The organism is Desulfonatronospira sp. MSAO_Bac3 (assembly GCF_003838035.1).
GTDB lineage: Bacteria > Desulfobacterota > Desulfovibrionia > Desulfovibrionales > Desulfonatronovibrionaceae > Desulfonatronospira > Desulfonatronospira thiodismutans.
Map to the genome: position 1 here is coordinate 1 of NZ_QYZY01000374.1, position 25,874 is coordinate 25,874.

Genomic DNA, 25,874 nt, shown 5'->3' on the forward strand with positions numbered 1-25,874 from the left:
GAAGAACTGCCGTGCATACTCATCAAAGAAAACGGATTTAGCCTCTTCGAAGGAAATGCCGTGCTTCTCAAGGTTTGCGCGCGCGTTCTGCGGATCCCAATCGAACTCGATCATACATACATTGTATTTACGTGTTGCGGGTCTGTCAACCTCCGCTATGTGCTGGTGATGCCTAGCTCAACGCCACTAACGGTCAATGCTGGATTCAAGCGGCCAGGCGGGGGATCATTTCCATGCTCCGCTGCACATTCCGCGCTTGACCCGAAGTGTGCAAAAAGCTGCTCCTGACCAGCAGGCAGTCCTCCGGGGATCATGCGGCGTGGTCAGAATATCTATTTCACATCAACAACAAAGGCCTGGCTTATAACACTATTTTTCATGCGCCTGAAAAACGTCGGTTTTGCTGCGTAATACGTGTGACATTGACATTTTCACAACCACAAAGAATGCTTTCAGCCAGCATGAAAAGACGTTTTAAGCCTGTAAAAACTTGCCCGACTTATGCTCCCACATGTTCCCCCGGGCTTTCCTCAGCTGTTTTATATCCCATGGCCCGGTATCCGGCCAGGCGCTTCTGAAACATCCTGGCCAGTTGCGGCACATGTTCATCCACGTAGTCATAGATCAGGGCCCGGCGTTTGTTGCTGTGCATTCGGTGCAGACGCCCGGCATACTGCTGCAGAGTCCCCCGCCAGGAAACAGGAGACAACAGGAACAGGGTATCCAGACGGGCATCATCAAACCCTTCCCCGATATAGCTGCCGGTTGCTATCAGCACCCGCTCCTCTGTATCCGGAACTGCTGCCAGCCTTTCAAATACTGCCTGCCTCTGTTTCTTGCCCATGCCGCCCCGAAGGACTATGACATTGCGGACAAAATTCTGCAGCCACTTTTCCAGTTCTTCTACATGGCTTACCAGTCTGGCCAGCAGGATTGGAGAACACCCATCCTCCAGGGCGTTGAACAGATCGTTTAAGATCATTTCATTTCTGGCCTCATCACCAGCCAGGGCGGAGTAGACCTCCTGAATGCCCGGGTTATCCATATTGGCAGGCAGGGCAAAATCCGTACGCCTGGGCACAACGACATGCTCAAAAGGTCTACAGGCGGCCTGCTTTCTGGCATCCACCCGGAAACGAACTGGTCCACACTGCATAAATATTATGGGGTGATGCCCGTCCTTACGGATGGGCGTGGCGGTCAGGCCGCACACATACCTTGCCTTGGCCTTCCTCAGGACCTGTTCAAAGCTGAAGGCGGACACATGATGACATTCATCCACAATGATATGCCCGTAATCGGCTGCCAGATCCAGGACTTCTCCTTTCCGGTTCAAACTCTGCAGGGTTGCAATGTCCACCACGCCGCTGACCCGGTTCTTTCCCCCTCCAAAACGGCCAATGGAATTGGCTGGCAAATCCAGAAAAGTCCCAAGCCTTTCCTGCCACTGATCCATCAATTGTTTGCGATGGACCAGGATCAAGGTGTTCACCTTCCTTTCGGCAATCAGCCAGGCTGCAACTACTGTTTTGCCGAAAGCGGTGGCTGCCGACAATACACCATTGTCATGTTCTGCCATGGCTTGGGCGGCCCGATGCTGCTCAGGGGTCAAGGCACCGTTAAAACCTATATCAATTGCTTGACCTGTATTTCGATGATCCGAGATGTTAACCTGGACCCCCAGGCTCTTCAAAAATACCAGGGCTTCTTCCAGACACCCCCGGGGCAGAGCCAGGTGATCAGGAAACTCTTCTGTGCAGTTAATTATCCTGGGCTTGCCAAAAGTTGATAAACGCATGGCCTGAGCCCTGTAGAACTCGGGGTTCTGAAAGGTGGCCATCCTGGTCAAACGGTTCAGCACTTCTGCTGGCAATCCGCCTTTTACCACGTAAATCTGGTTGCCCTGAATCAGTGATGCTTCCCGGGGCAATGGTCCGGACACACCTTCTGGAGGCTTTTTACCTGAAGGAGGCAGGGTCCAGGGTCTCCTTGTGTCTTCTTCAACACTGTCCGGCACTCCAGCTACTGCACCTCTTTGACCGGCCTCATGGACTAAAGCCTCCACATCTGCCGGACTCATTGTGTTGACCCCGGACAGAAAAGCCCATTGATCCGGGTATGGCTGCAAAGAGGAGTCAATAAAAACACTGTGCCCCCTGGCTCGAGGATAATATTGCAGAGGCAGGGCAATAAGATTGCCAAAGCCGCCTTTGGGCAATGTGTCCTGATTGGGGAAAAAGCGGTCATAGGAATCAAAACCCAGTTCCCGCCTGCGTTCCATGGCCCTGGTGAGCACCGCGCATCCAAGCTTGCGGGCATTATGAGCCGAAACCGGACTATTGAAAAAAATCCAGACGTGACCTCCGTTGCCGGACCTGGAACGCTCAAGTGATGCTGGAATCTCCATCTCCCTGCAAATTTCCAGAAATACAGCGGCGTCTTCCTGCCAGGACTTTTTATCAAAATCAGCCGCCAGAAACCAGCAGGTGTCATCCGGCAAAAGTGGATACACTCCTATGGTCTGGTTGCCGGCCAGGTGATCAAAAACAACCTGGTCAGTCACTGGTTTCAGAAGGCGGCTTTCGCATTGGCCGCATTTTACCTTTGGCTTGCCGCATAAGGGTCGCTTCCATTCATTGGCGCAGGCCGGGGTATAGCCGCTTCGGCCCTGTTTGTTTTCCCAGCGGACAGGGTAGACATCCTCCCTGCCCCGAAACAGTTGGCGAAACAGGGCTATTTTCTCTTCCGGAGAGGATTTGCAGAATACAGATGCTGACGAAAGTAGGTGCGGCTCCTGCAAGGAAGTTGAGAGTGAGGGGGTTTTTGATTTGTCTTCTTCCAGTGTCTCAGTGGCAAGCCCAAGCCTGGCTCTTAAGCGTTCATTCTCCGCGCGCAACCTTAAGCACTCGGCTTCAGCGCTTTTTAGAGCCTGAAGCAGGCTTGCTTTATCTATATCGTCCATGCTGGACATAATTGCTCATGAGCAGTTTGCCTTTTTGTTGGGTTGACAGGCATCTTGCTTGGTGATGTTGGTACTTATCGCTTATTGGTGCGCAGGTCGTAGGCCTTTTCCTGTTCAAACCGAACACTCATCTCGATCCTGGATGGTGTGCTCTTAGCGAACCTCGGCCACACCTTCTCGACAGCCTTATATGCAGCCTCGTTTTTCATTCTGAAAGCAGCTGTCAGCTTGTTCCTGGATTCATTGTCCGTAACCATTCAGAGGGGGTGCTGGCATCGGCCTGGGGACAGTCCCCGCGACACCTTGCCTTCACAATTACCAAAATTACAAGCGCAAAATTCCGTGATCCTGCACAGACCTACACAGCGAGGGACAGTCCCCAGGCCTTGTGCCAGTAATCAACATCGAGGACCCCCTGAATGGTCACCATTGTCCTGTACCACCTCAACCTTATCTGGATCTTTGGCAAAACTCTTTGCGGCCTGAATCATTGCCTGCTGTTCATCCTGTGTAGGGTTCCCAGAAAAATGAACTGTTACCAAGACCACCATAGCAAGACTGCTCCCATGAATCAAAAAAGATCAGCCACTTGACTTACGAGCTCTTCTGATACGTCAAATTTTCAGAGGAACCCTGTTGCGGATTCATCCACTCTGGAAGAGGAGTATTGGTAGCTTCAGCATAAAGATTTTCCGGGGCAATATCCACTTCTTCATCCCCCCAGGTCAGCACCCCGAGTTCTTTATTTATTCTGAAATTTTTGAAAAATTCTATATCTCTAAATTTTTCAAAAACGCCCCCCTGGTTTAAATACCTGGAAAAATCCACGATACCTGTGAGACCATCCTCAAAAGTCACCTCAATTTTATACCCACCTTTATAAATGGCAGAGACAACATCTTTTATCATGACCTTTACCTCACTATTTTAACGGCTCAATTTTTCTTGGTGCCTGGTTATTTCTCGCTAATTCCCAGTTTTGAATTAATTCATCCCTGTGCTGTGAAGCCCATTCGATCACAAGACCCAACGCCCGGGGTGCCAGGTGCCCTTCGAGTATACGCAACGTCTCAATTTCTATGGCCACTTTTTCGCTACCATACTCCCCCCTCTCAGCCAACAAACGCCACCGCCCGGACAGGCGAACCGTCGGCCTCGACAAAATGCAGCGGAAAACAGGCTATGGAGAATCCTGCCCGGGGCAACTGGTCCAGATTGGCCAGGTTTTCAATTATAATCATGTCCTTACCCAGGAGTATCCCGTGAATAAGAAAGGAAGTGTCTGCGGGGCCGTCCGCTGATATGGTATCAAAGCCGACACCCTTGAGTCCGGACTCGCTCAAACGGTGCGCCGCCTCGGGGCTTAAAACCGGATATCCTTCAAAATAGCCTGCAGTGCCCCACAACCTGGACCAACCGGTTCTGAACAAAACAAAATCCGCTGTTTTAATCATGTCCTCGTAAGGCGTCAGGTCCTGGGCGGCGATTTCCATTTGCTCCGGGGTGGCGTCAATGCATATCCCCTGTCCGTAAAAAGCCGAAATGGGCATGCGGTCCAGAGTTTTTCCCCTGTCCAGGATATGGGCCGGGGCATCCATATGGGTACCGGTGTGTGACATAAGGGATAGCTTCGTCTCCGCAAAGCCGTCCTTGTCCAGGTCAAACGGGCGCTCGAGCACCGGGGCGTCTGTACCCGGATACACCGGCATGCCGGGCTCGATACGATGGCTGAGATCAATTATTTTCATCTATTGCCTCAAGGACCCGGCCAGGTCCGCTCCAAGCCTCTGTGCCTGGGACACAACATTATCTTCCTGTTTTACTTTGCCCCGGTCAAAAATACCATAAACCGGCAGCTCCCCTGTGATCTCGTATCCCAGGGCTTCAAGAGGAGCTCGCATGCCAGTTACCGATTTCTGATTCTTAGATTCAATATCTGCGGATCTTCTTGACGTCTTTACAGTTTCTAAAACAGCAATCCGGGAAACAAAACGACTTGTTCCAGAGAACAGATAAGTCACGCCTTGCGCACCCAGATATATTTATCCTTCCAGACAGTAATATACAAAAGTACCAGGGCAGGGTGCGCCCTTGGGCCGCACTCAAGGTAAACTGTTTTGCCCTGTGAAACTTCAATATCAATTACCGGCGACCGGCACCAGTCAATCTTCAGTTGAACCTTATGCGCGCCTGGATCTACATCTATTGCCACCTCGGAGTCATTTCCAATTTCTGCAACTTCTTTCCCGTCAACAAGAATCCCGTAATTCCTGGCCCTGTCCACCCAGTGGGCCTTTATGCGCTTAACGGTTATCTGGGACATCGTCATACAACCCTCTGACAATTGAGTGCTCTTCAATTACTTGTGGAGGCATCCTTATGGGCAGGCTTGTGGCCCGGACTGGATACGGCATTGAACACAATGTCCAGGATATTCCTTCCATCCTGTCTTGTGTACTCAACCCGGTCCGCCATGTTTTTCACCAGGTGGATGCCCAGCCCTCCCACCTCTCTATGCTGTACTGGCCTGCCAGTATCCGGATCAGGGCGTTTCAGCGGATCAAACGGAGCTCCGTGGTCCATGATCCTGATTTGAAAATCTCCGGAATCCTGCTCCCGGCATCCGGTCTGCACCTCCCCGCTGTCTGTTTCCGGGTAGGCGTAGTTTATAATATTCAACAGGACTTCTTCCAGGACCAGTTCGATCTTTTGCAGGACATCCCCGGGCATGCCCCGGACGCTGGCCTCTTTCAAGACAAACTCCTGGATGGGGTGCAGGCTTTCCCTGCGGGCGGGCATCTGCATCCAGCTGAACCCCCTGGAATCAGGCTGACTCAAGGGCCTGCTCCCGGGTATCATAGATGCTGAAAATGGATGCGAAGCCGGAGATTTCAAAAACTTCTTTGACCATCCCCCTGAGACAGCAGAATACAAGGCCGCCCCCATTGGACCGCACTGTCTTGCCCACCGACAGGATGCCTCTCAATCCGGCGCTGCTTACGTACTCCACTTCCTGCAGATCCACCACGATCCTGCTTTCATCCTTGACAAGCTCCAGACAGCTGGATTCAAAATCCTGGGCTGTGGTAGTATCCAGCCTGCCGCTGACACTGATAACCAGAACCTGATCAACTTTTTTGGAATTAATTTCCATTTTTCCCCCGCCCTGTAAAGATTAAACGGTTAAACACTGACCTGTCCGGTTCACCTGCAACACCACTTTGTGCTGCCGGCAGAAAAACATCTGTGCACAGGCAATACCGACATACAGACAGGCTTTCCGAGCTAAGGCATCAATGGAGCGGCATCAAGGCCCAGGTCCAGGTCATATCCGCTCATGAGGTTGGCATTGGCCACTGCCTGTCCCGATGCCCCGCGGCACAGGTTGTCGATACAGGAGACTATGATCAGCCTTCCTGTACGCTGGTCATGGACAAAACCCAGGTCGCAGAACATGGTCCCGCGCACCCACCTGGTCTCGGGCAGCACTCCCTCGGGCATTATGCGCACCCAGGGACTGTCTTTGTAGAATTCTCTGTACGCCTTGCGTATCTCCTCGGTTTGAATGCTGCTTCTCAGATCAACATAACATGTGCTGAGAATTCCCCTGTTCATGGGCACCAGGTGCGGACTGAAGGAAAGACGCATGTCCCGGCCCGAGGCCAGGGAAAGCTCCTGCTCCATTTCAGGGGTATGCCTGTGGCTGCCCAGGCTGTAGGCCCTGAAGCTGTCGGCCACTTCGCAAAAGAGTGTGCCTGTTTTGGCTACCCGGCCTGCTCCGCTGGTGCCGGACTTGCTGTCGGCTATAATGCCCTCTGCATGGAACAATTCTTTTTTAAGCCCCGGGTACAGGGCCAGGATAACAGAACTGGGATAGCAGCCGGGATTGGCCACCAGGTTCGCTGCAGCTATCTGTTCCCTGTATATCTCGGGCAATCCGTACACAGCTTCTTTAAGCCTCTCTTGCCGGCCATGCTCCAGGCCATACCACGTTGCATACTCCCCGGGGTCTCGCAGGCGAAAATCAGCGCTTAGATCCACCACCCTGGAGCCTTGATCCAGAAAGGCTGCGGCCATATCCATGGCAGCCCCGTGGGGAACAGCAAGAAATACAATTTCACAGTCCCTGGCCACTAGTTCCGGATCCGGAAAAGTAACAGCGATACTGCCTGACCTTGTCCCCTGCATGGCGGGAAAAAGCTCCTGCAATGCCCTGCCCGCCTCGGAACGCGAAGTCACCGCCCCGATCTCAAAGCCGGGGTGGACGTTTAAAATCCGGATAAGCTCCATGCCGGTATACCCGGTAACCCCTACCACAGCCACATTTTTTTTCTGCATATCAACTGTCTCCCCACCGCCCGAAACACGGTTTAATGTTTTGTTTTGCAAAGTTTAAAATAAGCATTATGTAAATGGCTCCAAGTGATGTCAATAAATGCCGGCCACAGGATATCGGGTCGCAATAAAATAAAAACTGCAATGTCGTGTTTGAGTGACAAAAACTCCATCCGGGGCTTTTCAGACATTGACTTGCCGGCAGGATTTACAATATATGGAAATTGATGCTGTTAATATTACGTCCTGCCAGGATAAAAATCATTCCCTGGCAAAAATTTCAGTCCAGCATCATCCCCATTCATTCCTCTACCCTGCAAGGAGGCAGAAGTGAAATCCCTGTATCTTCTTTTTGCCCTTTTACTGGCCCTGGTGCTTTTTTTCGGCACTGCAGGCTGCGAAGATCCGACTGAAAATGAACCCCAGCCACAGGCAGAAGAACCGGCACCCGAAACTCCGGAAAGGGCTGACCCTGACCCGGAAACTATGCCTGCGCCAGAAATACCAGATCCGGTGAATAACAACTGAGATCAGTTAAAATCCTGATCACGCAGGGGCTCAAAGTCGGCCAGGTATTCGTACCTGCCGCTGTGCAGGCCTTCCAGCAGATCCTGGGGAGCGCTCTGAAAAGTCTTTGTGCCCGGGGCAGTCTGCAATAGATCCCTGTCCACGGTGGGTATGAGATTGTAATGCTGCCACCTGGCCACGTAATACCTGACTATCCCGGGCAACTCGCTGTATACTGTTACCTCAGGGTCGGGCACCCCAAAACTGGACTTTTTCAGTTTGTCCACTGAGAGAATCTGGCTCTGGTAAAACTTGTCCATAAACATGACCTCCTGGGGCAGACGTCCGTCATAACCCAGAGGCCGCAGCATACGCAGAAAGAGCTTCAGGCTGTAGCCGCCCAGACTGGCCATAGAGTAAGGCACGTGCACTGCCCTGGGCTTTTTGACTCCCAGGGCATTTTTTACCGCCAGCATGAGCCGGCTTAATTCCACAGGCTCCGGGTCCACAAAGTGGTAGGTCTGGCCTGTAAACTCTTCCCGGTTCTGCAGTACATGGTGAACAAAGGGAGCAATCTTTTCCGTGTGCGTGTAAGAATGCCGTACGCCCGGTCTGGTCAGTAAAAACATCATGGACTGGGTGGCTATGGAAAACAGCAGGCGCTGAAAACCCTGGATCTTGTGATCGTGCTTGCCGTAAACCACGCCCAGCCGGATTACCGTACAGTCAAGCCCCCTGGTTTCGTGCAGGTGTTTCAGGGTCATTTCCGCCATAAGCTTGGAACGGGGATAAAAAGGCATGGAAGTGGACAGGGGCAGATACTCGTCCTCTCCAACATTTTCCCCCATGGGCTGCAAAGCGGCTGAACTGAAGTGGATAAAGGGAACCCTCAGAGCCATGGCCGCCCTGGCCAGATTGATGCTGCCCAGGTAATTTACTTCGTATGCCAGTTGCGGACCTCCATCCAGAGGGGGGATAGCGCAATTGACTATAAAATCCGGCCGGTATGTTTCCAGGTATGACTTTATATCTTCAGGTTCCCTAAGGCTCAGGCGCTTGCTGTTGGGGGCCAGGATCTCGTAGGCGTCCCCGTGCTTTGACTTGAAATAGTGCATCAAAGTCCCGCCTATCAGGCCCGAACCGCCCACTATCAGACCCCGTCGCTTGATTCTCCCCAGTAGTTTACCGGCCTCGATAAGTTTTTGAAAAAGGCTTACCGTGTCCAGAAAAGCTTCTCTTTCCTCGCTTACCACCTGCTGGTAAAACATGCAGTGCCGGCACTTGGTGATGGTCTGGGCAAAGACTCCCTGCACGTTGCCCCCGCAGCAGGTGCCTGCCACCACCCAGCAGGACCTTCCGGCGTTTCGGCCTCCATGTACTCCGTCCAGTCGCTTTTCTCTGGCCGCCGGACAGATATGCTCCTGATCCAGCCCCTGATCCGGGCCTCTTCCGCACTGCATGACTTCCCAGCAGTTCTGCTTATCCCTGTCAGAAGCAGGGGATATGCCGGGATCTGTCTTGTCTCTGACTGTTTCCTTGCTCATAATTGATTCCTTGAGTTTTCATTACGTCTGAGGCAGATTCTTTAGCGCATTGTTTTGCCGCAGGCAATGCCCCGGGGTTGATATGGTCTCTTCAAATCATTTGCCAATTCCTGGTTGTTCAGGCATGATAGACTTGTGCAGCATGTTAACTTTTGTTTCAATTAATCATTAACGGTTTCCCGGCCGTCTATTGTTTGTATTACATAACCCGGGGAATGTAACCACCCGGAAGATGTGAGATTTTTCACCCTGGGGAAAAGCATGAAAGAAAAGCCAATTCTTGTTACCGGCGCATCGGGATATATCGGCAGCAGGCTTATTCCCATGCTGTTGTACAAGGGCTACCGGGTCAGGGCCATGGTCCGCTCCAGGCCCAGGCTTGACTGCAAAACCTGGATAAACCATCCCGCCCTGGAGGTTGTGGAGGCAGACCTCATGGACCCTGCGTCACTGGCAGGAGCTCTTGCGGGGTGCAGCGCTGCTTACTACCTTGTTCACTCCATGAGCCCCACCGTACAGGACTTTGCAGCCGCAGACCGGGAGGCGGCTGCCAATATGGCCCGCATGGCCGAACAGGAAGGTCTGCAAAGAATTGTTTACCTCAGCGGACTGGGCGAAGACCAGCCCAGCCTGAGCAAACACCTGCGTTCCCGGGCTGAAGTAGGCAGAATTCTTAAAAAAAGCAGCGTGCCCACAACAATATTTCGTTCTGCTGTGATCCTGGGGTCCGGCAGTGCTTCTTTTGAACTCATCCGTTTTCTGACCGAAAGGCTCCCGGTAATGCTCACTCCCGGATGGGTCCGCACCAGATCCCAGCCCATTGCCGTAAGCAACGTGGTCGAATACCTGGCCGGATGCCTGGAAAAGCCCCAGACCGTGGGCGACACATTTGACATCGGCGGCCCGGACATCCTGAGCTACGAGGACCTGTTCCGGATATACGCCCAGGTAACCGGTCTGAACCGCAGGGTTATCATCAAGGTCCCTTTTCTCACTCCGGGACTTCTGGCCAGATGCGCCGAAAAAATAACTCCTGTACCCGCAACTCTGTCCCAGCCGCTCATTGAAGGCATGCGCAACACGGTTGTCTGCAAGGATCACCGCATACGGGAAATCATCCCCCAGAATCTGCTTACGGTACGCCAGGCTATGGTCAGGTCCATGCAGATTCTCTGCCGGGACCGCATTCAGGCCAACTGGACCGGTGGAGAGCGCCCCAACCCTCCGGAATGGTACACCTGCGGAGATATTTATTTTGCCGCAGGCTCCAAGCTCAAGTCCTCATTCCGGGTGGTACTGAAAGGCGGATCCTATGATTTCTGGCCACTGGTGGAAAGCATTGGAGGTTTGCAGGGGTGGTACGGCACTGATGCCCTCTGGAAAATCCGGGGTGTGCTGGACCGCCTGGCCGGAGGATATGGGCTGCAGCATGGCCGTAGCAACCAGGAAAGACTCATCACCGGGGATCTGGTGGATTTCTGGAGAGTTCTGGAGGTAAAGCCCCCTCATGTCCTGCTTTTACTTTCTGAGATGAAGCACCCTGGAGAGGCCATGCTGGAGTTTTATCTGCGCGACATTCCCGGAGGCCGGTTGGAAGTGGTGCTGACCGTGCAGTTTCTGCCCCGTGGACTCGGGGGTGTCCTGTACTGGCATATATCCCGCAGGGTCCACAACCTGGTCATCAGGTCCATGCTCATAAATATGGTCCGGCAGTCAGGCTGCACACTGCTTGAAGGCCCTGACATCACAGCCGGATGATTTTTGATAACCTGATATTTTCCGGGCATTTTCATTAAAGCCTCAACTTTTTCCATTCAGGATACTTATGACCGACAAACCCGTTCTCGTAACCGGTGCCACTGGCTACATCGGAGGCAGGCTGATTCCTGTCCTGCTGGAAAAGGGCTTTCGCGTACGCGCAGTAGCCAGATCCCCAGTCAAGCTGTCATGCAGGCCCTGGGCCCGTGATCCGGGAGTGGAGACCGCAGTGGCGGATATGCAGGACCGCTCCTCCCTCATGCGGGCAGCCCGGGGGTGCAGTGCGGCCTTTTACCTGGTACACTCCATGAAAGCAGCGGTTCCCCAACAGGAAAATCTGGATCTGCAGGCAGCCAGAAACATGTCCTTGGCAGCCGGCATGGAAGGTCTGGACAGAATCATCTATTTAAGCGATCTGGGCGATGACCATGCCCGGGCCTCAAGGCACCTGCAGTCACGGGCCAGAGTCGGTCGCATCCTGCAGGCAGGCAGGACGCCTGTCACCATTTTGCGCTCTTCGGTTATTCTGGGCTCCGGAAGTGCAGCCTTCGAGCTAATCCGACATCTGGTACAGCGCCTGCCCGTAATGTTCGCCCCCCGCTGGGTGGACACCCTCTCCCAGCCCATCGCCGTGCAGAACGTGCTGGAATATCTGGCGGGCTGCTTAGAGAAGCCCGAGACCACAGGCAGGACCTTTGACATTGGAGGTCCGGACGTGGTCACCTATGCTGACCTGTTCAGGATATACGCCAGGGAGGCTGGTTTGAGAAGGCGCATCATCATAAGGGTCCCCGGGCTCACCTCGAAATTTCTGGCCCGCTTTGCGCATTTTCTTACACCTGTTCCGGCCAGTCTCGCGGAAACACTTATCGAAAGCATGCGGGACAAAGCTGTATGCCGGGATCAGGAGATAAATAAAATTATTCCCCAGGAGCTTGCAAGCTGCAGCCAGGCCATGTCCCTGGCTCTGCACACAGTACACCAGGACCAGGTCCAGACCTGCTGGATGGACGCCGGACAGCTGCAGGCCCCGGAATGGATCATTCAGGAAGACCAGAACAGTGCCGGCTCCAGGATACTGGAGTACACCCAGACAGTCGAGCTTGAAGGAACAGCTGACAGGCTCTGGCCTCTCCTGGAGGAAATCGGGGGATCACGGGGCTGGTACGGAATGGATTTTTTGTGGCGTATCCGGGGGGATCTGGACCGTCTTGCGGGCGGGCCGGGACTTCGCCGGGGACGAAGGGATCAGTCCCGGCTGCTTGTGGGAGACGCTCTGGATTTCTGGAGGGTGCTGCGCTGTGAACCGCCCCACGTGCTTGTCCTGCTTTCTGAGATGAACCTCCCGGGAGAGGCCGTGCTGGAGTTCAGGCTCGTAAACACTGAACAGGACAGGGTGCGGCTTTTGCAGATCGCCAGGCTAAAGCCTTACGGCCTGCCGGGCCTGGTTTACTGGTATCTGACCTACCCCCTGCACGGACTGGTTTTCAGGAGCATGCTTTTGAACATGGCCAGACGGTCCGGCCGCAGGGTGCTTTCAGGACCGCATGCTGTGGACAGGGACAGGCTTATTTCCGGTTGAAAATTTTTTGCGGGAGTACCCGATTATTTTTGGCGACTAATCCGCATCCTTTATGCGGGAAAGTTCCTCTCTTACGTAGGGCAGGATATGCTCCACTATCCTGCGGGTTCCCTCTTCATTGGGATGCACGCCGTCGGGCAGGGTCAGCTCTGGATTATCGGGGATACCCGGAAGAAAGTCGGGAACAAAAGAGACCTGTCTGGCTGCAGAAATCTCACGGTATACAGTGTGAAACCCCTGGGCATACCCGGGATAAAAGCCCTGCAGGGACTCGAACCCTGCCAGAAGCACCCTGGCTCCAGAATCCAGGCAAACCTCCACGATCCTGTCCAGATTTTGCTGCACCTCGTTTAAGGGCAGTTCCATGAAAAAATCATTGGGGCCAAGCTCCACTATAACCAGATCCGGGCCATGCCTCAGAAGGCCGCTTGACCGCCTTAAACCGTCCAGGGTGGTATCCCCGGATACCCCGCCGTTTATCACCTTCACCTGCCAGCCCTCCTGTACAAGGGCCTCTTGCAGAAGGTCGGCAAAAGACTTTCCCGGACCCAGCCCGTAGCCGGCTGTAAGACTGTCTCCCAGCGCCAGAATAGTAATCATGAATCCTCCTTGATGTGACTTGCACAGGCGCGCTGTTGCTGTCACAAAAGTTTGTCATTTTATGAGTACGGCACGGCCTACTCCCCTCCTTGGTTAAGGAGGGGCCGGGGGTGGTTCGTTCTAAATGACCACTTCTTTATCATTTTGTTCGCTGCCTCCATCCCGGACCGACCGGGCGAGACGCTTTTAATCTGTTATACATGTGGACCGGGGAAATCTTTGGGAGGCAGGCGTAGGCCGCGCTGGAGAATCCAGTCCCTGACCCCCTCTTTAAGGAGTTTATGATACCTCTCCAGGCCTCCCAGCCCCTGCAGGCCGAAAAAAAAGTTGATTTCCAGCAGCATAGGCACAGGCTCTCCCGGCCCGGCATGATCAAAGAGGACGTCTATGCCGGCAAGGTTGATGCCGCTGGCCGCACAAAGCTTTTGCACCAGAGATCGCCCCTTTTCTTGCAGTTCCGGGTCTGAATAAAAATCCACAAACCCGCCCTGGGCCAGGTTGTGCTGGACTTTGCCCGCCTGTGGCTGCACCCGCCAGTAACTGTACAGGTGCTCATGAATGACCACCACCCTCAGGGTCCTGTTCCCGGCATCCAGGGCTTTCTGGACCAGAAAGCTCTGGATGCCGCTTTTCTCCATGCCATTAAAGACACCTAGAACCTTTGCGGCCTCAGCCGGGTTGTCCACGCGGTAGACCAGACTGCCCTCCCCCCCTGCTGAATGTTTGATAATGACCGGATAGGTTATTGACTCCAGGTAGCCGGGCAGGCAGTCCCGGGTGTGTTCAAAAAGATCAGTGCCTGGATGGGGCAGGCCGTGTTCCCTGAAAAGCCGGATATCTCCTGGCTTGCCCGGATACCGGTAGCGGCTGCTGTAATCAGGAAAGACATTTGCGCAGCAGGATACTGCCTCCCGGTATAGTCCGGGCAACCTCCCCGGAGGCAGGATCACCGCCGACGCCCTGCGCATGAGAGCTGTGTCTTTCTCATCCAGTTCGCGTCCTGCATAAAGCCGGAACCTGTCCCCGTAAAAACAGGGATGATAGGAAAGGATCATATTGATCTACTACCTGCCCTGGCAGCTTTACACTCCAAATCTGGACTTGGCCTCTCTTCTTTTGGAGTGCAGGATGGGTTCTGTATAGCCGCTGGGCTGACTGCGCCCCTCAAACACCAGATCGCAGGCGGCCTGAAAGGCCGGACTGGAGTCAAAATCCCTGCTCATGGGCCTGTACATCAGGTCGTGTGCATTCTGACGGTCCACTACTGTGGCCATTTTCCTTAGCACCTCCAGTACCTCCTCCCGGGTGCACAGGCCATGATGCAGCCAGTTGGCCATGTGCTGACTGGATATGCGCAAGGTGGCCCGGTCTTCCATGAGCCCGGTGTCACTTATATCCGGTACCGTGGAGCAGCCTATGCCCTGCTCCACCCAGCGCACCACGTATCCCAGGATGCTCTGGGCGTTGGTCTCCAGTTCCTGGCGTATTTCTTCAGACGAAGGCATTTTGTCCTTTATAACCGGGACGTTCAGCAGGTCGTCCAGTTTTGCCCGGCGCTGGCCTTCAAGCTCAGCCTGACGGGCATCCACATTCACCTGGTGATAATGGGTGGCGTGCAGGGTGGCGGCAGTGGGAGAAGGCACCCAGGCACAATTGGCCCCGGCCATGGGATGGGATAGCTTGTCCATAACCATCTCGCGCATCTCCGCCGGTTTGGGCCACATGCCCTTGCCTATCTGAGCCCGGCCCCGAAACCCGCAGGCCAGGCCTGTATCCACGTTCCAGTCCTCATAAGCCAGCATCCAGGGTTCTTTTTTCATGTCCCCCTTGCGCACCATGGCCCCGGCCTCCATGCTGGTATGGATCTCGTCACCGGTGCGGTCCAGAAAACCGGTATTGATAAAAATAATCCTTTCTCTGGCAACCCGGATACATTCCTTGAGATTCAGGGTGGTCCGGCGCTCCTCGTCCATTACCCCCACCTTCAGGGTATTTCGGGGCAGGCCCAGGGCATCCTCCACCCTGGCAAAGAGCTCGCAGGTAAACTGCACCTCTTCCGGGCCGTGCATCTTGGGCTTGACTATGTACAGGCTGCCGCTGCGGCTGTTGCCAAAGCGCCCCTGGCCCTGCAGGTCGTGCATTCCGGCCAGAGCGGTAATCATGGTGTCCAGGATGCCCTCGAAAATTTCGCCCCCCTGGCCGTCCAGGACCGCATCAGTGGTCATGAGATGCCCTACTGTGCGCACCAGCATAAGGCTTCTGCCCGGCAGGCAGAAGCTCTGCCCGTCAGGTGAAACGTAGCTTCTGTCGGGATGCATTTCGCGTTTGATCAACTGGTCGTTTTTATAAAAGGCCGTTTCCAGCTCGCCCTTAAAAAGCCCCAGAAGATTGCTGTAAACCAGGGTCTTGTCCTCGGGATCCACTGCAGCCACTGAATCCTCGCAGTCCAGGATAGTGGTCACTGCAGACTCCAGAACCACATCCTTCACCCCGGCCGGGTGCCTTCCTCCCACAGGATCGTCCGGGTCTATAAGTATCTCTATATGCAGGCCGTTATTTTTCAGAAGAATGGACTCAAGCCTGTCCTCTCCGGCATAACCGGCAAACTGCTCCGCATTGGCAAGCCCGGAAGTGCTGTTGTCCTGCTGGCGGACCATGAGGGCTTTTCCCCGGGGGGAATCCTGCAGCTCAAAACCCACGGCCTGACTGTAGGATCCTTCCTCCAGGGGTGCTGCCCGGTCCAGGAACCCGGCAGCGGATTTGACTACCATTTCCCCGCGCACCGGGTTGTAGCCCTGCCCTCTTTGTGCCCCCTGCATATCCGGAATGACGTCAGTGCCGTACAGGGCATCGTACAGGCTTCCCCAGCGGGCGTTGCAGGCATTGACGGCGTAGCGGGCGTTATTGACCGGCACCACAAGCTGCGGTCCGGCAATGGATGCAATCTCAGGGTCCACCCCGGTGGTGGAAATGGTGAAGTCTTCCCCTTCAGGCAGAAGATATCCTATATCGTAGAGAAACTTTTTGTACTCCTGGCCGGGATGTTCCAGGTCGCGCCTTTGCAGGTGCCACTGGTTTATGGAGTCCTGCAGCTCCCGGCGCCTGTCCAGCAGGGCCTGGTTGCGCGGTCCCAGGTCCTGGACAATCTCCTGCAGGGCCTTCCAGAACTGCAGGGAACTGATGCCGGTCCCCGGAGTAATCACGTTTTCCACCAGTTCCGCCAGAGGCTCAGCCACCTGCAGTCCCGCCCATCTCACATATTCCATTCAGGACCTCCTTTTTTTACCGCAGCCGCGGTCTTTCCAGTAATGCGTATGCCCGCACAGTACCTGCCCGGGCAGGCCAATGTTATACTTGGGTGTGGATACTGTAAAGAAGCAAAAAATGAAGCAGCCGGGGGAGTCAGGGGTAGTTGAGCTGCATACCGCAGCCGGTTGCTCTCAGAGGCAGGTCCGCAGCCAGGGAGGTTCGGGAATAAAGGTCAGTGCAGTGGCAGGCGTGCAGGTCTGTCAGATTAAGTGTCTTGAGAAAGTCAATGGTCCCGGTCAGCTGCTCCTCATCCGGCGACTGCAGATGCAGCCCGCCTATTATATCCACCACCCGGTCCTCTCCGGTCACCTGACGGGCATGGTGCACGATATTGCATATCCCGGAGTGGGAGCAACCAGTGACTATCACCAGTCCTTCAGGGGAGATGTACGCCAGGGCGGTATCATCCGGGACATAATCCGGTCTGGAGTCGTCGGTTTTCCAGCCCAGTGCTTTGCGGGATTCAAAGGAGGTAGTGCGGGGGATTTCACCCAGCCAGACCAGGCCCGGGGTGATATAAACCGGGGTAGTAGAGAGTTTCAGGGGAAAATGCTGCTCGACCTTGTCCTTAGACAGCATACTGCCCTGGTCCACTCCCCGCTCGTCCATTACGCTTTCAAAGGTCCTGGGGTGGGCCAGCACCTGTGGCCTATTGTGCGGTCGGCCTTCCAGAGCCGCCCGGGCATACATGCGCACCAGCTCTGTCATGCCCCAGGTATGGTCCAGATGTCCGTGGGAAAAGGCTATTGTGTCCAACTGCAGCAGATCCAGTCCGGCTGTGCCTGCATTGCGCAAAAAGACATCGCTGAAGCCGCAGTCCAGAAGGATTGTTCGGCCCTGTACCTGAATAAAAAGGGACAGGGCCGGTTCAGCCAGAAAGTACCGGCTGATGAAGGTGTTGTTGTCTGCCAGAACTGTCAGCTGCATGGCTTTTGCCCGTGCCGGAGAGCTTGGCTGGTTTGTTATTATTACGGATTAAATGCTTTTTCTCTGCAGCTTCTGGGACTGAAGCCTTTCTATGGCCCGGATAAGACCGAAGTCCTTGGGCTCCACAAAAGTCGATGCGTCACCGCAGGAATCCGCCCTGCCGGTACGCCCTATGCGGTGGGTATAGCTTTCAGCGGTATCCGGCATGTCAAAGTTTACTACATGGCCGATTCCGGCCACGTCAATGCCCCTGGAGGCGATGTCCGTGGCCACCAGGATATTGAAGCTGCCTCTCTTGAAGTCTTTCATGACCCTTTGACGGTTGTTCTGGGACATATTCCCCTGCAGATCCCTGGCCCTGAATCCGGCCTGGCTCAGGCGCTTGGCGATCCTGGTGGCCATGTGCTTGGTCCTGGTGAAAACCAGTGTAGCCCCGTCCTGTTTCTCCCTTAGCAGTTCAATGAGCATTTCCGCCTTGGGCCTGCGCTTTACCGGATACAGGCACTGGCTGATGCTGTCTAAGGCCCTTTCATGATTAACCTGCACCCGGGCCGGATCATCAAGGATCTCATCGGCCAGAGTCCGGATATCTGCAGGCATGGTGGCTGAAAAAAGCATGTTCTGGCGCTTTGGGGGCAGCATCTTCATGATACTCCGGATATCGGGCATAAAACCCATATCCAGCATGCGGTCGCTTTCGTCCAGGATGAGGGTCTCAACCTGCGAAAGATTTACGGCCCGGTCTCTGGCCAGATCCAGAAGACGCCCGGGACAGGCGACCACGATTTCCACACCGGAGCGGATTTTCTGCACCTGCCCGGACCTGCTCACGCCGCCGTATACTGAGACGCACCTGAGTCCTGTTTTACGTCCCAGAGCAGTGAAAAATTCATGGGTCTGCTCTGCCAGCTCCCTGGTGGGCGAAAGCACCAGCACCCGGGGCTTGCCCCGTTTGCCCTGCAGTAATCTCTGCAAAGCAGGCACCACAAAAGCGGCGGTTTTCCCGGTGCCGGTCTGGGCCAGGCCCATGACATCCCTGCCCTGCAGGCCCACGGGAATGGCCTGCTCCTGGATTGCAGTGGGGTTCTTGTATCCGCAGGCCTTGATTCCGGCCTGAATCCTGTGGTCAAGTTCAAAATCTGTAAAATTCATCAAAATAGTCCTTGGGTATAAAAAAATTAAATTGAAGCACCGATGCACTCCCTCGGTACAGGGGCGTATGTATAACGGCTCAATATATTTGAATGCTGGGGTACCCGGCGGGGTTCGCTTGGGGAAGAATGCAGGCACTCGCGATTGAGGCAATAAGGAAAGATATACACAAGTTCCCGGGGATGCAAGCCTTTTTTTAAATGTCTGATTTGAAAAGTTCGAACAGATGCTTAGCAAACCTGTGTGGCTACTCTTATTCCGGCCATCGGATCAAAAAGACGAGCCAGCTGACATGGTACGTATTTTGAATAAATTTACCAGAGATCTTTAGAACAAACCGGTAAAGACCCAAAGGACAGCTGCATGATAATCAACCACTCTGATCACGGTTTAACTGCTCTACAAGACAGGATCCGGGAGAACGTTTCCAGTTCTCCCCAAGGATCCAGAGAAAGCTTCTTTGATCTGGTCATGAACAAAAACCTGTCAACAGCTCCACCCTCCACGGTACCCGCCGTCTCCACTCCAGGTGCATCCGGCATACTGCAGGGCGGTGAACAGACCTCAAGCCGGGATGAAAACCTGCCGCCGGGCCCACGGGTGCAAAAGCCCGGCCCCGGGGCTTCCCAGGGCATGGAGGCATCCGGCACATCTTCCGGAGATGCATCAACTTCCGGGTCCCACACCATGCGCCAGAAAATTGACTTCGGGGCCACCCATCCGCATATGCAAAAGTCCCCAGGCCCACGCATTGAAACCGCCGACCCAGCCCAGGAGACAACGCGGCAGGTTATTGCCTCTGTTTCCCCGGCAATCATTAAGAACTCTGTGGTGAGCTCTGCACCAAAAAGTCCGGCCATGCCTGAATTCATAGACTCCATGCTGGCCAGGGAAAAGGCAGACCCCTTGAGCCGTGATGATGGCGCAGCCGGACATACGCCGCCTTCAACACAAAGGCCGGCTGTAAATAGTGCCGCTCTTGAGGCAGCCGGGGAGGAAAAGGTCCGGGTCTCCACCTTGACCCTGGAACAGGACCAGGGTTTTTCCTCCATTAAGCCCACGGTGACCCTGGCCGGGCTGGAAAGCAGCTCAAATCCCCATGACGCGGACATGAAAGTATCCCGCCTGGAACTCAAAAATGAACTGCCGACACAAAAGACAGAAGCAACTGTGAGCAGCCTGCAGCCTGAAGCAGGCCAACCTGGCCCAGAGCAAAGAAAGGCTGCTTCCAGAGCTTACCAGGAACACGCCGCCTTCAAATCCCCGGAAATAAATTCCAGAACCCGGGAAACAGAGTCAGAAGACCACCGCCCGGGACGTCTGGCAGCCAGGTTTGAATCAGCCAACAGGTCCGACGCCATCGGGTATGACAGGCGGGGCGGTACATGCTACGGCATTTATCAGCTCTCATCCAACATGGGCACCATGGGCGAATTCCTGGATTTTCTGGAAGACAGGGAGCCGGAACTGGCCTCCCGGCTCAGGCAGGCCGGACCCATGAATACCGAGGGGAGAACCGGAAGCATGCCTGAAGAGTGGCAAAGAATTGACAGAGAGAACCCGGAGCTGTTCTCTGAACTGCAGCATGAATTTATTCACCATAATTTTTACCTGCCAGCGGCCAGAGGCGTGGAGTCCCGCACCGGCCTGGATATGCAGCAGGCCTCACCGGCCTTAAGGGAAGTCCTGTGGAGCACCGCTGTGCAGCATGGTGTGCACGGGTCCATGAACATATTCCAGAAAGTAGCGGGGGAAATAGGATATGAAAACGTAGAAAGCCCCGACCGGGAGATGATCGAGGCTGTCTACGCGGAAAGAAGCAGGAGGTTTACCGGTTCCACCGAAGCAGTTCAGTCTGCGGTGCAAAGCAGGTTTCAGGAAGAGATGAAACAGGCCCTGGCCATGCTTCCAGGATCCATGGAAACACAGGCTTAGTGCTCCTATTCGTAAATATGATGACGTTTTATGCCCGGAGAAGTACCCATAAACTTCTATGTATGTTAATGTGAGTTTGAAAGCTTAACGAAAAAATACGTCACCGAACTTACGAATCAGAGTACTTAGGCTTAGACCGCCGGATGAAGAAAAAAGCCTGACACCTGCCGTCTGCGCCGTTGTATCTCCAGAGAAGAAAAGGCTTTGCTGTCCGGCAGGCTTATTCCAGGTCAATCTCCACTGGCATGCCCGGACCGCCCAGATAGTCAAATAAATCCGCGTCGGTGCTCATGACCATGGTTGTGCTGCTTGGCAGCATAACCCTCCGATATGTACTAAGAGACTTCTGAAAACGGAAGAACTCTTCGTCGGCCAGGTATCCCAGGTAAGTAGCCGGCCTTCCTTCAAACTCCAGGTGAAGATCTCCGGACCTGGACACATCCATTGTATACCCGTCTTCCAGATCTCCTTCCAGGGTGCCCCTTCTAAGTTGGTCTTCTATTTCCACCTGCGCCCGCACCCTCACCTCGTCCACTTTGGGAAAGGCAATGGTGATGCGCCCGGCTGCATCAGTGAGGCCCACGTCCCTGCCGTTGATGCTGACAAAGGCTCCGGCCACAGCATTTCCTTCCTGGTCGGTGACCATCAGCACATCCTCGGTGAACCCCTCGGCAAACGTCTCCGTGGCCAGGGCTTCACCTTCACCCAGGATTCTCTCCCTGTCTGCATCAGCCTGGGCCCTGACCTCCATGGCTATCTCCTCGCCCTCGGCCCGGTGCCTGGCTGCTATTCTCTCTCTTTCCGCCTCCATACGGGCAAAGACATTCTCCTCGACTTCCGAGGGGAAATCAACGCGCTTCATGCGCACATCATTGACCATGATCCCGAAATCTTCTATGCGCTCCCTGGCCCGCTCGCTGACCAGTGTCATGAGGGCTTCACGCTCCTCGGCAATGACATTGAGAATGGACTGGTTACTGACAACGTCTCTTAGTTCTGCAACAACCACGTTCTGGATCCGGCCCTGGGCCTCCCGGACATTGCGCACGGTCATATAGAAAAGAAGAGCGTCTTTTACATGCCAGCGGGTGACATGGTCGATTAAAAGCCTTTCCATATCCACGGTCAAAAACTCGTCAGCACCGACATCGCTGGTCTGTACCCTTTTGTCTATAAGGGTTGCCGACTGGATCAGGGGGATCTTGAAGTGAAGGCCCGGCTCTTTAATAGTGCGCTTGTGCTCACCAAACTGCAGAACCAGGGCATATTCCCTTTCGTCCACTGTAAATATGGACAGGGAGAAAACGATGATGCCCACTAACAGGGCCACCGGAAAAAAAGCCGCTATTTTCATGTATTCCTCCGAAACTTATCAACTTTGACAGCCATGGCTATCTTTCCGTCTCAATGGTTTCAAACCGCACACCTTTTCCGTCTGGAAAAAGCATCACTCTTTCTGCGGCATCCTTGTCCATAATAATCTTGTTCACGCCCGGAAGGATATCTCCGATGGTCTCCAGGTAGAGCCTCTGCCGTGTCACGCCTTTGGCTTTGCGGTATTCCACCAGGAGCTGGCCGAACCTCTTGACTTCTCCCTGGGCCTCCAGAATCCTTTGAGCCCTTGCACCCCTGGCCCTGGGTATAATATCTTCTCTGTATTCCTCTGCCCTGTGGATAAGCCTTTCCTTGTCCTCCATGGCCCGCACCACGTCATGAAAGGCCTGACGCACTTCCTGGGGGGCGTCGCCCCGTTCGGTCCTGACGTTTACCACACGAAGACCGGAATTGTAGTCGTCCAGCAGATCCTGCAGCAGATCCTGGGTATTGTTGGCTATCCGGCTGAGCCCCTCGGCCACAATGGCCCTGTCTATCTCCAGAGTGCCCACGGCACTTCGAAGAGCGCTTTCCGTGGTAGTCTTTATGACTTCCTCTGGATTTTCAATCTCGAAGAGGTATTCTTCAGGATTCTGCACCTGGTAGTGGACTATTATTTCGAAGTGGACAATGTTTTTGTCTTTGGTAAGCATCAATGCTTCATCCCGGTTGACGCGTTTTCTGCCTTCAACCCGGGTGAACCCTATCTCGAAGCTTCTGATCTGCTGAGTGTCCACCTTGGTGGCCTGGCCCACGGGCCTGGGCCAGTGCCAGTTGAGGCCGGCACCCATCTCGGTCACATGCACCACAGCCCCGAAACGCTGCACCACGCCCACCTGGCCCGGTTCCACCCGAAAAAAACCGGTCAGAAGCCAACCGACCATGATAATCACCAGTATAATCAAAATAAGCCTGCTGTCGCCCCATTTGTTCAAGGCTTCCTTGATCTTGGTAAAGTCTGGAGGTGTAGGTCCTCCGCCACCGGATCCCGGCTCCCAGCCGGACTTTCTCTGCCTGTTGCGCTGTTGCAGTTTTTCCCAGTCCCAGTTCATATTACCTTCTTTTACACCGGCATGCATAAACGATTTGCAGCCGGGCATCGGTTAAAGTCAAAAAACCCTGCAGCCGCCGAAGCCTGTCTGCCTGGACAGGCGAACAAAATGTCTGGCCTTGTTCATGGTTTTAAATACAGCATTATTTTTTGCTCTTCAACTGAATTTATCAGGTTTTATTTTTTAGATGCACCCAACAAAAACCCGGGCTAAAAAGTTTTTATCCGGAAATTCTTTATTTCCAGATGCTGAAACTGATGGTTTTCTTTCCGGAAACGAGGAGTTTTTTCTTTTGGAAAGGAAATCAAGCAATTATGAGGAGGCGTATCTTAATACGTTGACGAATAATTGTGCAGATTGACCACGCAAAGCGCGTGGCAGGCTCAGCCAAAGGGAAAAAGAACCGTTTCCGGATGAAAACTAAAAAACTCAACAGGTGAGATGAAACCCGGCTGCAACGTTTTCCCCACTGGAAAAACGCCGGTTGAACTCTTCCAATGCCTTGTCCGTGCCTGCTTCCACCAGTTCTATGCCCTTTTGCTGCAAAAGGGCTCTTAGTTCCGGAGTGCTCTGCATCACCCCGGGACGCCCCTTGCCCAGGATCAGGATGTCCGGAGCCGCCTCCAGAATATCCCGGACATCATCGGTCTCTACACTGTGCCCGGATTTGCGCCACCACCGGGGCACAACCCCGCCTTTGATAATTTTTAAATCCTGAGTATAATCCTTTCCCTGGATTCGCATTTTGCCGAAGGAATACGCTTCAATCATAAAAAAATCCTCCAAACGAATTAATAAGGAGATACATGCAACATCCCACCCATACTGAGACAGGCACCATCAGGGTCAGTCAGGTGGACAGAAGCCGCAGGATCAAACTTACCTCTCTTCTGGACTGGATGCAAGACTCGGCTTACACCCACAGCAACCTCCTGGAGATTTTTTCCACGGACAGGCTTCTTGCCCGCAACATGAGCTGGGTGCTCATGCGCAAGCTCATCCGTATCGAAAGTTTCCCCTGTCTGGGACAAACGGTCCGCCTGACCACCTTTCCATCAGCACTGAACCGCTACTTCGCTTTCAGGGACTTTAAGCTCCAGGACGAGAAAGGCACCCCCCTGGTCCTGGCTACCACATCCTGGGCGGTATTCGACCTGGAAAAAAGAAGGATAATCAGGACCCCGGCAGACTTTATCCGGGATTTCTCAGCTCCAGGGCCGCCATGTCTCGAATTTTCCCAGGCCAGAATCAGCCCTCTGGAGCATCCTGAATATTCAGCGGAAATCTTCTTAAGAGAAAACGACCTGGACCTGAACACCCACGTCAATCACTCCTTGCTGGGGGAATGGTCTCTGTCCTGCCTGCCCCGGGAAATAAAACAGAACTGCCTGTTAAAAGAACTGGATATAGTCTACCGTAGCGAGTGCACCCTGGAACAGGGCTCGGTCATTTCCCAGGGGACCGCACTTCAAAACCCGGGCAACAGTGAAGAAGAACTTTTTTACCTGCACTCCCTGAAAAACTCCCACCAGTCCAGGGAGTTTGGCAGGGCGATGTCCTGCTGGCAATATCCGGCCTGAATCTTTACGTTTGAGACTGAATCCGTGAAAACAGGCTTGAGACTTATTTCCTAAAAGACTTGTCAAAATCGATAAATACGGGTAGGGAGTCGAACAATTTGACCGCATCATACTTTATAATTTATTGTTAAATAGTTGAAGTTGACTTTTTTCAGGACTGCAATGCCTGCTTGCAGCGGGATCAACTCTCTCATACACATACCAGTATCAGAACTTCAGGGAGGAACTTGATGACATACGATGTGGGCCTGGACGTGGGCTCTGTAAGCATAAACTGCTGCGTGGTGGATTCCGGCGGGGAAATAGTATTCGAAACCCCTTACAAACGTCACTTCGGCCTGGTCCTGGAAGAAACCAGGCAGACCCTGAGGGATATATACAACCGCTTTGATCCGGAACAGATAGACTCTGTCTCCTTTACCGGCAGCCAGGGTCAAATCGTCAGCCAGTTGCTGGATGCCCCCTTCGAGGTGGAAACCATTGCCCAGGTCCTGGGCACCACCCGGGTATTGCCCGGTGTACGTTCATTAATAGCCATAGGCGGACAGGATGCCGCCCTTTTCCAGCTGGAATACGACCAGGACAACAACTGGTACCTGGAAGCCTTCAACCTCAATTCCCCCTGCGCCTCGGGCACTGGATCATTCATAGACCAGCAGGCTGAACGCCTGGCCTACGCCATGTACGGGGGCGATTTTGAAATGGACCAGAACCAGCTGCAGAAAGTCCTGCGCGACTTTATAGCCCTGGGACTTCAAAGCACCTACCCGGCCCCGGTTGCCTGCCGCTGCACCGTCTTTACCAAGTCGGACATGATCCACCTGCAGAACAAGGGCGAATCCCTGAGCAACATCATTGCCGGTCTGCACCACGGCACCGCCGCCAACTACCTGAGCACCATTGTTTCCAACCGCGAACTGCACGAACCCATTGCCTTCATTGGCGGCATGGCCGAAAACGAGCTTCTGGCCCAGGCCTTTAGAAAGCATTTTCCCGAGCTCCAGGTTCCACAGCACCACACATCCCTGGGTGCCCTGGGCACTGCCCTGCAGTCCCGGAAACAGGGGCGTAAAAACATGGTTAAACCTGAAAGCCTGGACGAAAGCATGGCCACTTCCGCTTACAGCTTTCCCAGGGCCGAGACCCTGGAGCTCAACCTGTCCCATTTTGATCCGGACAACAGCCTAAAACCGATAAAATCACCGGCCAAAGGAAAGATTAAGGCCTTTCTGGGCATAGACATCGGTTCCACATCCA

At 54.1% G+C, this 25,874-nt stretch carries 26 protein-coding genes; 6 read left to right on the plus strand and 20 right to left on the minus strand.

The window, feature by feature from the left end; all coding sequences use genetic code 11:
- The 11 genes from D5S03_RS13020 to argC form a co-directional block, all read right to left on the minus strand.
- Window positions 1-114, minus strand: a 114-nt coding sequence (locus D5S03_RS13020; protein WP_287044373.1) for a BrnT family toxin, incomplete at its 3' end; no start/stop codon positions are given.
- A 385-nt stretch (window positions 115-499) separates the two neighbouring features.
- Window positions 500-2,971 carry a TOTE conflict system archaeo-eukaryotic primase domain-containing protein gene (locus D5S03_RS13025; RefSeq protein ID WP_287044354.1) on the minus strand — a complete coding sequence of 824 codons (2,472 nt, stop codon included), beginning with the start codon at window positions 2,969-2,971 and terminating at the stop codon, window positions 500-502.
- A 65-nt stretch (window positions 2,972-3,036) separates the two neighbouring features.
- Window positions 3,037-3,219 (minus strand): hypothetical protein, encoded by a 183-nt coding sequence (locus D5S03_RS13030; protein ID WP_040418179.1) that lies wholly within the window; start codon window positions 3,217-3,219, stop codon window positions 3,037-3,039.
- Between the two features lie 337 nt (window positions 3,220-3,556).
- Window positions 3,557-3,871, minus strand: coding sequence for a DUF2442 domain-containing protein (locus tag D5S03_RS13035; protein ID WP_008869741.1), 315 nt, complete (start codon window positions 3,869-3,871; stop codon window positions 3,557-3,559).
- A 13-nt stretch (window positions 3,872-3,884) separates the two neighbouring features.
- Window positions 3,885-4,124 (minus strand): DUF4160 domain-containing protein, encoded by a 240-nt coding sequence (locus D5S03_RS13040; protein ID WP_050775160.1) that lies wholly within the window; start codon window positions 4,122-4,124, stop codon window positions 3,885-3,887.
- The gene (locus tag D5S03_RS13045; protein ID WP_287044355.1) at window positions 4,075-4,710 is read right to left on the minus strand and encodes a cyclase family protein; all 636 of its coding nucleotides are present in this window, start codon (window positions 4,708-4,710) and stop codon (window positions 4,075-4,077) included. The genes D5S03_RS13040 and D5S03_RS13045 overlap by 50 nt, the downstream gene beginning before the upstream one ends.
- On the minus strand, window positions 4,711-4,863 hold the full coding sequence (locus D5S03_RS13050) for a hypothetical protein (RefSeq protein ID WP_008869744.1): 153 nt from the start codon (window positions 4,861-4,863) through the stop codon (window positions 4,711-4,713).
- Window positions 4,864-4,979: 116 nt separating this feature from the next.
- Window positions 4,980-5,291 (minus strand): hypothetical protein, encoded by a 312-nt coding sequence (locus D5S03_RS13055; RefSeq protein WP_008869745.1) that lies wholly within the window; start codon window positions 5,289-5,291, stop codon window positions 4,980-4,982.
- A 26-nt stretch (window positions 5,292-5,317) separates the two neighbouring features.
- Window positions 5,318-5,800, minus strand: a complete 483-nt coding sequence (locus D5S03_RS13060; RefSeq protein WP_008869746.1) for an ATP-binding protein — start codon at window positions 5,798-5,800, stop codon at window positions 5,318-5,320.
- Complete coding sequence (locus D5S03_RS13065) at window positions 5,787-6,116, minus strand: STAS domain-containing protein (protein WP_287044356.1); 330 nt, start codon at window positions 6,114-6,116, stop codon at window positions 5,787-5,789. Before D5S03_RS13065 ends, D5S03_RS13060 begins: the two co-directional genes overlap by 14 nt.
- A 131-nt stretch (window positions 6,117-6,247) precedes the next feature.
- The gene (argC, locus tag D5S03_RS13070; protein WP_008869748.1) at window positions 6,248-7,300 is read right to left on the minus strand and encodes an N-acetyl-gamma-glutamyl-phosphate reductase; all 1,053 of its coding nucleotides are present in this window, start codon (window positions 7,298-7,300) and stop codon (window positions 6,248-6,250) included.
- Window positions 7,301-7,627: 327 nt separating this feature from the next.
- Between argC and D5S03_RS13075 the strand changes: the two genes are divergently transcribed.
- Entirely contained in the window at window positions 7,628-7,825 is a 198-nt protein-coding gene (locus D5S03_RS13075) for a hypothetical protein (RefSeq protein WP_008869749.1), read from the plus strand.
- Between the two features lie 2 nt (window positions 7,826-7,827).
- On the opposite strand, the gene D5S03_RS13080 is transcribed toward D5S03_RS13075, so the two are convergent.
- A complete protein-coding gene (locus D5S03_RS13080) occupies window positions 7,828-9,348 on the minus strand; it encodes an NAD-dependent epimerase/dehydratase family protein (protein ID WP_287044357.1) in 1,521 nt (506 codons plus the stop codon).
- Window positions 9,349-9,609: 261 nt separating this feature from the next.
- On the opposite strand from D5S03_RS13080, the gene D5S03_RS13085 reads away from it, so the two are divergent.
- Window positions 9,610-11,106 carry an SDR family oxidoreductase gene (locus D5S03_RS13085; protein ID WP_287044359.1) on the plus strand — a complete coding sequence of 499 codons (1,497 nt, stop codon included), beginning with the start codon at window positions 9,610-9,612 and terminating at the stop codon, window positions 11,104-11,106.
- A gap of 67 nt (window positions 11,107-11,173) precedes the next feature.
- Window positions 11,174-12,688, plus strand: a complete 1,515-nt coding sequence (locus tag D5S03_RS13090) for an SDR family oxidoreductase (protein WP_287044360.1) — start codon at window positions 11,174-11,176, stop codon at window positions 12,686-12,688.
- A gap of 36 nt (window positions 12,689-12,724) precedes the next feature.
- Here D5S03_RS13090 and D5S03_RS13095 read toward each other — a convergent pair whose 3' ends face one another.
- The 5 genes from D5S03_RS13095 to D5S03_RS13115 all read right to left on the minus strand — a co-directional run bounded on the left by D5S03_RS13095 (window position 12,725) and on the right by D5S03_RS13115 (window position 18,676).
- On the minus strand, window positions 12,725-13,288 hold the full coding sequence (locus tag D5S03_RS13095) for an arylesterase (RefSeq protein WP_287044362.1): 564 nt from the start codon (window positions 13,286-13,288) through the stop codon (window positions 12,725-12,727).
- A 194-nt stretch (window positions 13,289-13,482) separates the two neighbouring features.
- The gene (locus tag D5S03_RS13100) at window positions 13,483-14,343 is read right to left on the minus strand and encodes an ATP-grasp domain-containing protein (RefSeq protein ID WP_008869753.1); all 861 of its coding nucleotides are present in this window, start codon (window positions 14,341-14,343) and stop codon (window positions 13,483-13,485) included.
- A 27-nt stretch (window positions 14,344-14,370) separates the two neighbouring features.
- A complete protein-coding gene (locus D5S03_RS13105; RefSeq protein WP_287044364.1) occupies window positions 14,371-16,554 on the minus strand; it encodes a malate synthase G in 2,184 nt (727 codons plus the stop codon).
- A 136-nt stretch (window positions 16,555-16,690) separates the two neighbouring features.
- Window positions 16,691-17,524, minus strand: a complete 834-nt coding sequence (locus tag D5S03_RS13110) for an MBL fold metallo-hydrolase (protein WP_008869755.1) — start codon at window positions 17,522-17,524, stop codon at window positions 16,691-16,693.
- Window positions 17,525-17,572: 48 nt separating this feature from the next.
- Window positions 17,573-18,676, minus strand: coding sequence for a DEAD/DEAH box helicase (locus D5S03_RS13115; protein WP_008869756.1), 1,104 nt, complete (start codon window positions 18,674-18,676; stop codon window positions 17,573-17,575).
- Between the two features lie 363 nt (window positions 18,677-19,039).
- On the opposite strand from D5S03_RS13115, the gene D5S03_RS13120 reads away from it, so the two are divergent.
- On the plus strand, window positions 19,040-20,611 hold the full coding sequence (locus D5S03_RS13120) for a VgrG-related protein (protein WP_287044367.1): 1,572 nt from the start codon (window positions 19,040-19,042) through the stop codon (window positions 20,609-20,611).
- A gap of 220 nt (window positions 20,612-20,831) precedes the next feature.
- Here the strand turns inward: D5S03_RS13120 and hflC are convergent, their stop codons facing one another.
- The 3 genes from hflC to D5S03_RS13135 all read right to left on the minus strand — a co-directional run bounded on the left by hflC (window position 20,832) and on the right by D5S03_RS13135 (window position 23,808).
- Complete coding sequence (gene hflC / locus D5S03_RS13125) at window positions 20,832-21,965, minus strand: protease modulator HflC (RefSeq protein ID WP_008869758.1); 1,134 nt, start codon at window positions 21,963-21,965, stop codon at window positions 20,832-20,834.
- Between the two features lie 37 nt (window positions 21,966-22,002).
- Window positions 22,003-23,037: an FtsH protease activity modulator HflK gene (gene hflK, locus D5S03_RS13130; RefSeq protein ID WP_008869759.1), complete on the minus strand. Its 1,035-nt coding sequence runs from the start codon at window positions 23,035-23,037 to the stop codon at window positions 22,003-22,005.
- A 429-nt stretch (window positions 23,038-23,466) separates the two neighbouring features.
- Window positions 23,467-23,808, minus strand: coding sequence for an Mth938-like domain-containing protein (locus D5S03_RS13135; protein WP_008869760.1), 342 nt, complete (start codon window positions 23,806-23,808; stop codon window positions 23,467-23,469).
- 35 nt (window positions 23,809-23,843) lie between these two features.
- On the opposite strand from D5S03_RS13135, the gene D5S03_RS13140 reads away from it, so the two are divergent.
- Window positions 23,844-24,617, plus strand: a complete 774-nt coding sequence (locus D5S03_RS13140; protein ID WP_287044369.1) for an acyl-[acyl-carrier-protein] thioesterase — start codon at window positions 23,844-23,846, stop codon at window positions 24,615-24,617.
- A 230-nt stretch (window positions 24,618-24,847) separates the two neighbouring features.
- A partial coding sequence (locus tag D5S03_RS13145; protein WP_287044371.1) for a BadF/BadG/BcrA/BcrD ATPase family protein occupies window positions 24,848-25,874 on the plus strand: 1,027 nt, incomplete at its 3' end.

What these genes read in the sequence shown, in the direction of transcription:
- D5S03_RS13025 (WP_287044354.1), bottom strand. Translation starts at nt 2,971, where the DNA reads ATGTCCAGCATGGACGATATAGATAAAGCAAGCCTGCTTCAGGCTCTA.
- D5S03_RS13030 (WP_040418179.1), bottom strand. Translation starts at nt 3,219, where the DNA reads ATGGTTACGGACAATGAATCCAGGAACAAGCTGACAGCTGCTTTCAGA.
- D5S03_RS13035 (WP_008869741.1), bottom strand. Translation starts at nt 3,871, where the DNA reads ATGATAAAAGATGTTGTCTCTGCCATTTATAAAGGTGGGTATAAAATT.
- D5S03_RS13045 (WP_287044355.1), bottom strand. Translation starts at nt 4,710, where the DNA reads ATGAAAATAATTGATCTCAGCCATCGTATCGAGCCCGGCATGCCGGTG.
- D5S03_RS13050 (WP_008869744.1), bottom strand. Translation starts at nt 4,863, where the DNA reads ATGCGAGCTCCTCTTGAAGCCCTGGGATACGAGATCACAGGGGAGCTG.
- D5S03_RS13055 (WP_008869745.1), bottom strand. Translation starts at nt 5,291, where the DNA reads ATGACGATGTCCCAGATAACCGTTAAGCGCATAAAGGCCCACTGGGTG.
- D5S03_RS13065 (WP_287044356.1), bottom strand. Translation starts at nt 6,116, where the DNA reads ATGGAAATTAATTCCAAAAAAGTTGATCAGGTTCTGGTTATCAGTGTC.
- argC (WP_008869748.1), bottom strand. Translation starts at nt 7,300, where the DNA reads ATGCAGAAAAAAAATGTGGCTGTGGTAGGGGTTACCGGGTATACCGGC.
- D5S03_RS13080 (WP_287044357.1), bottom strand. Translation starts at nt 9,348, where the DNA reads ATGAGCAAGGAAACAGTCAGAGACAAGACAGATCCCGGCATATCCCCT.
- D5S03_RS13085 (WP_287044359.1), top strand. Translation starts at nt 9,610, where the DNA reads ATGAAAGAAAAGCCAATTCTTGTTACCGGCGCATCGGGATATATCGGC.
- D5S03_RS13090 (WP_287044360.1), top strand. Translation starts at nt 11,174, where the DNA reads ATGACCGACAAACCCGTTCTCGTAACCGGTGCCACTGGCTACATCGGA.
- D5S03_RS13095 (WP_287044362.1), bottom strand. Translation starts at nt 13,288, where the DNA reads ATGATTACTATTCTGGCGCTGGGAGACAGTCTTACAGCCGGCTACGGG.
- D5S03_RS13100 (WP_008869753.1), bottom strand. Translation starts at nt 14,343, where the DNA reads ATGATCCTTTCCTATCATCCCTGTTTTTACGGGGACAGGTTCCGGCTT.
- D5S03_RS13105 (WP_287044364.1), bottom strand. Translation starts at nt 16,554, where the DNA reads ATGGAATATGTGAGATGGGCGGGACTGCAGGTGGCTGAGCCTCTGGCG.
- D5S03_RS13110 (WP_008869755.1), bottom strand. Translation starts at nt 17,524, where the DNA reads ATGCAGCTGACAGTTCTGGCAGACAACAACACCTTCATCAGCCGGTAC.
- D5S03_RS13115 (WP_008869756.1), bottom strand. Translation starts at nt 18,676, where the DNA reads ATGAATTTTACAGATTTTGAACTTGACCACAGGATTCAGGCCGGAATC.
- D5S03_RS13120 (WP_287044367.1), top strand. Translation starts at nt 19,040, where the DNA reads ATGATAATCAACCACTCTGATCACGGTTTAACTGCTCTACAAGACAGG.
- hflC (WP_008869758.1), bottom strand. Translation starts at nt 21,965, where the DNA reads ATGAAAATAGCGGCTTTTTTTCCGGTGGCCCTGTTAGTGGGCATCATC.
- hflK (WP_008869759.1), bottom strand. Translation starts at nt 23,037, where the DNA reads ATGAACTGGGACTGGGAAAAACTGCAACAGCGCAACAGGCAGAGAAAG.
- D5S03_RS13135 (WP_008869760.1), bottom strand. Translation starts at nt 23,808, where the DNA reads ATGATTGAAGCGTATTCCTTCGGCAAAATGCGAATCCAGGGAAAGGAT.
- D5S03_RS13140 (WP_287044369.1), top strand. Translation starts at nt 23,844, where the DNA reads ATGCAACATCCCACCCATACTGAGACAGGCACCATCAGGGTCAGTCAG.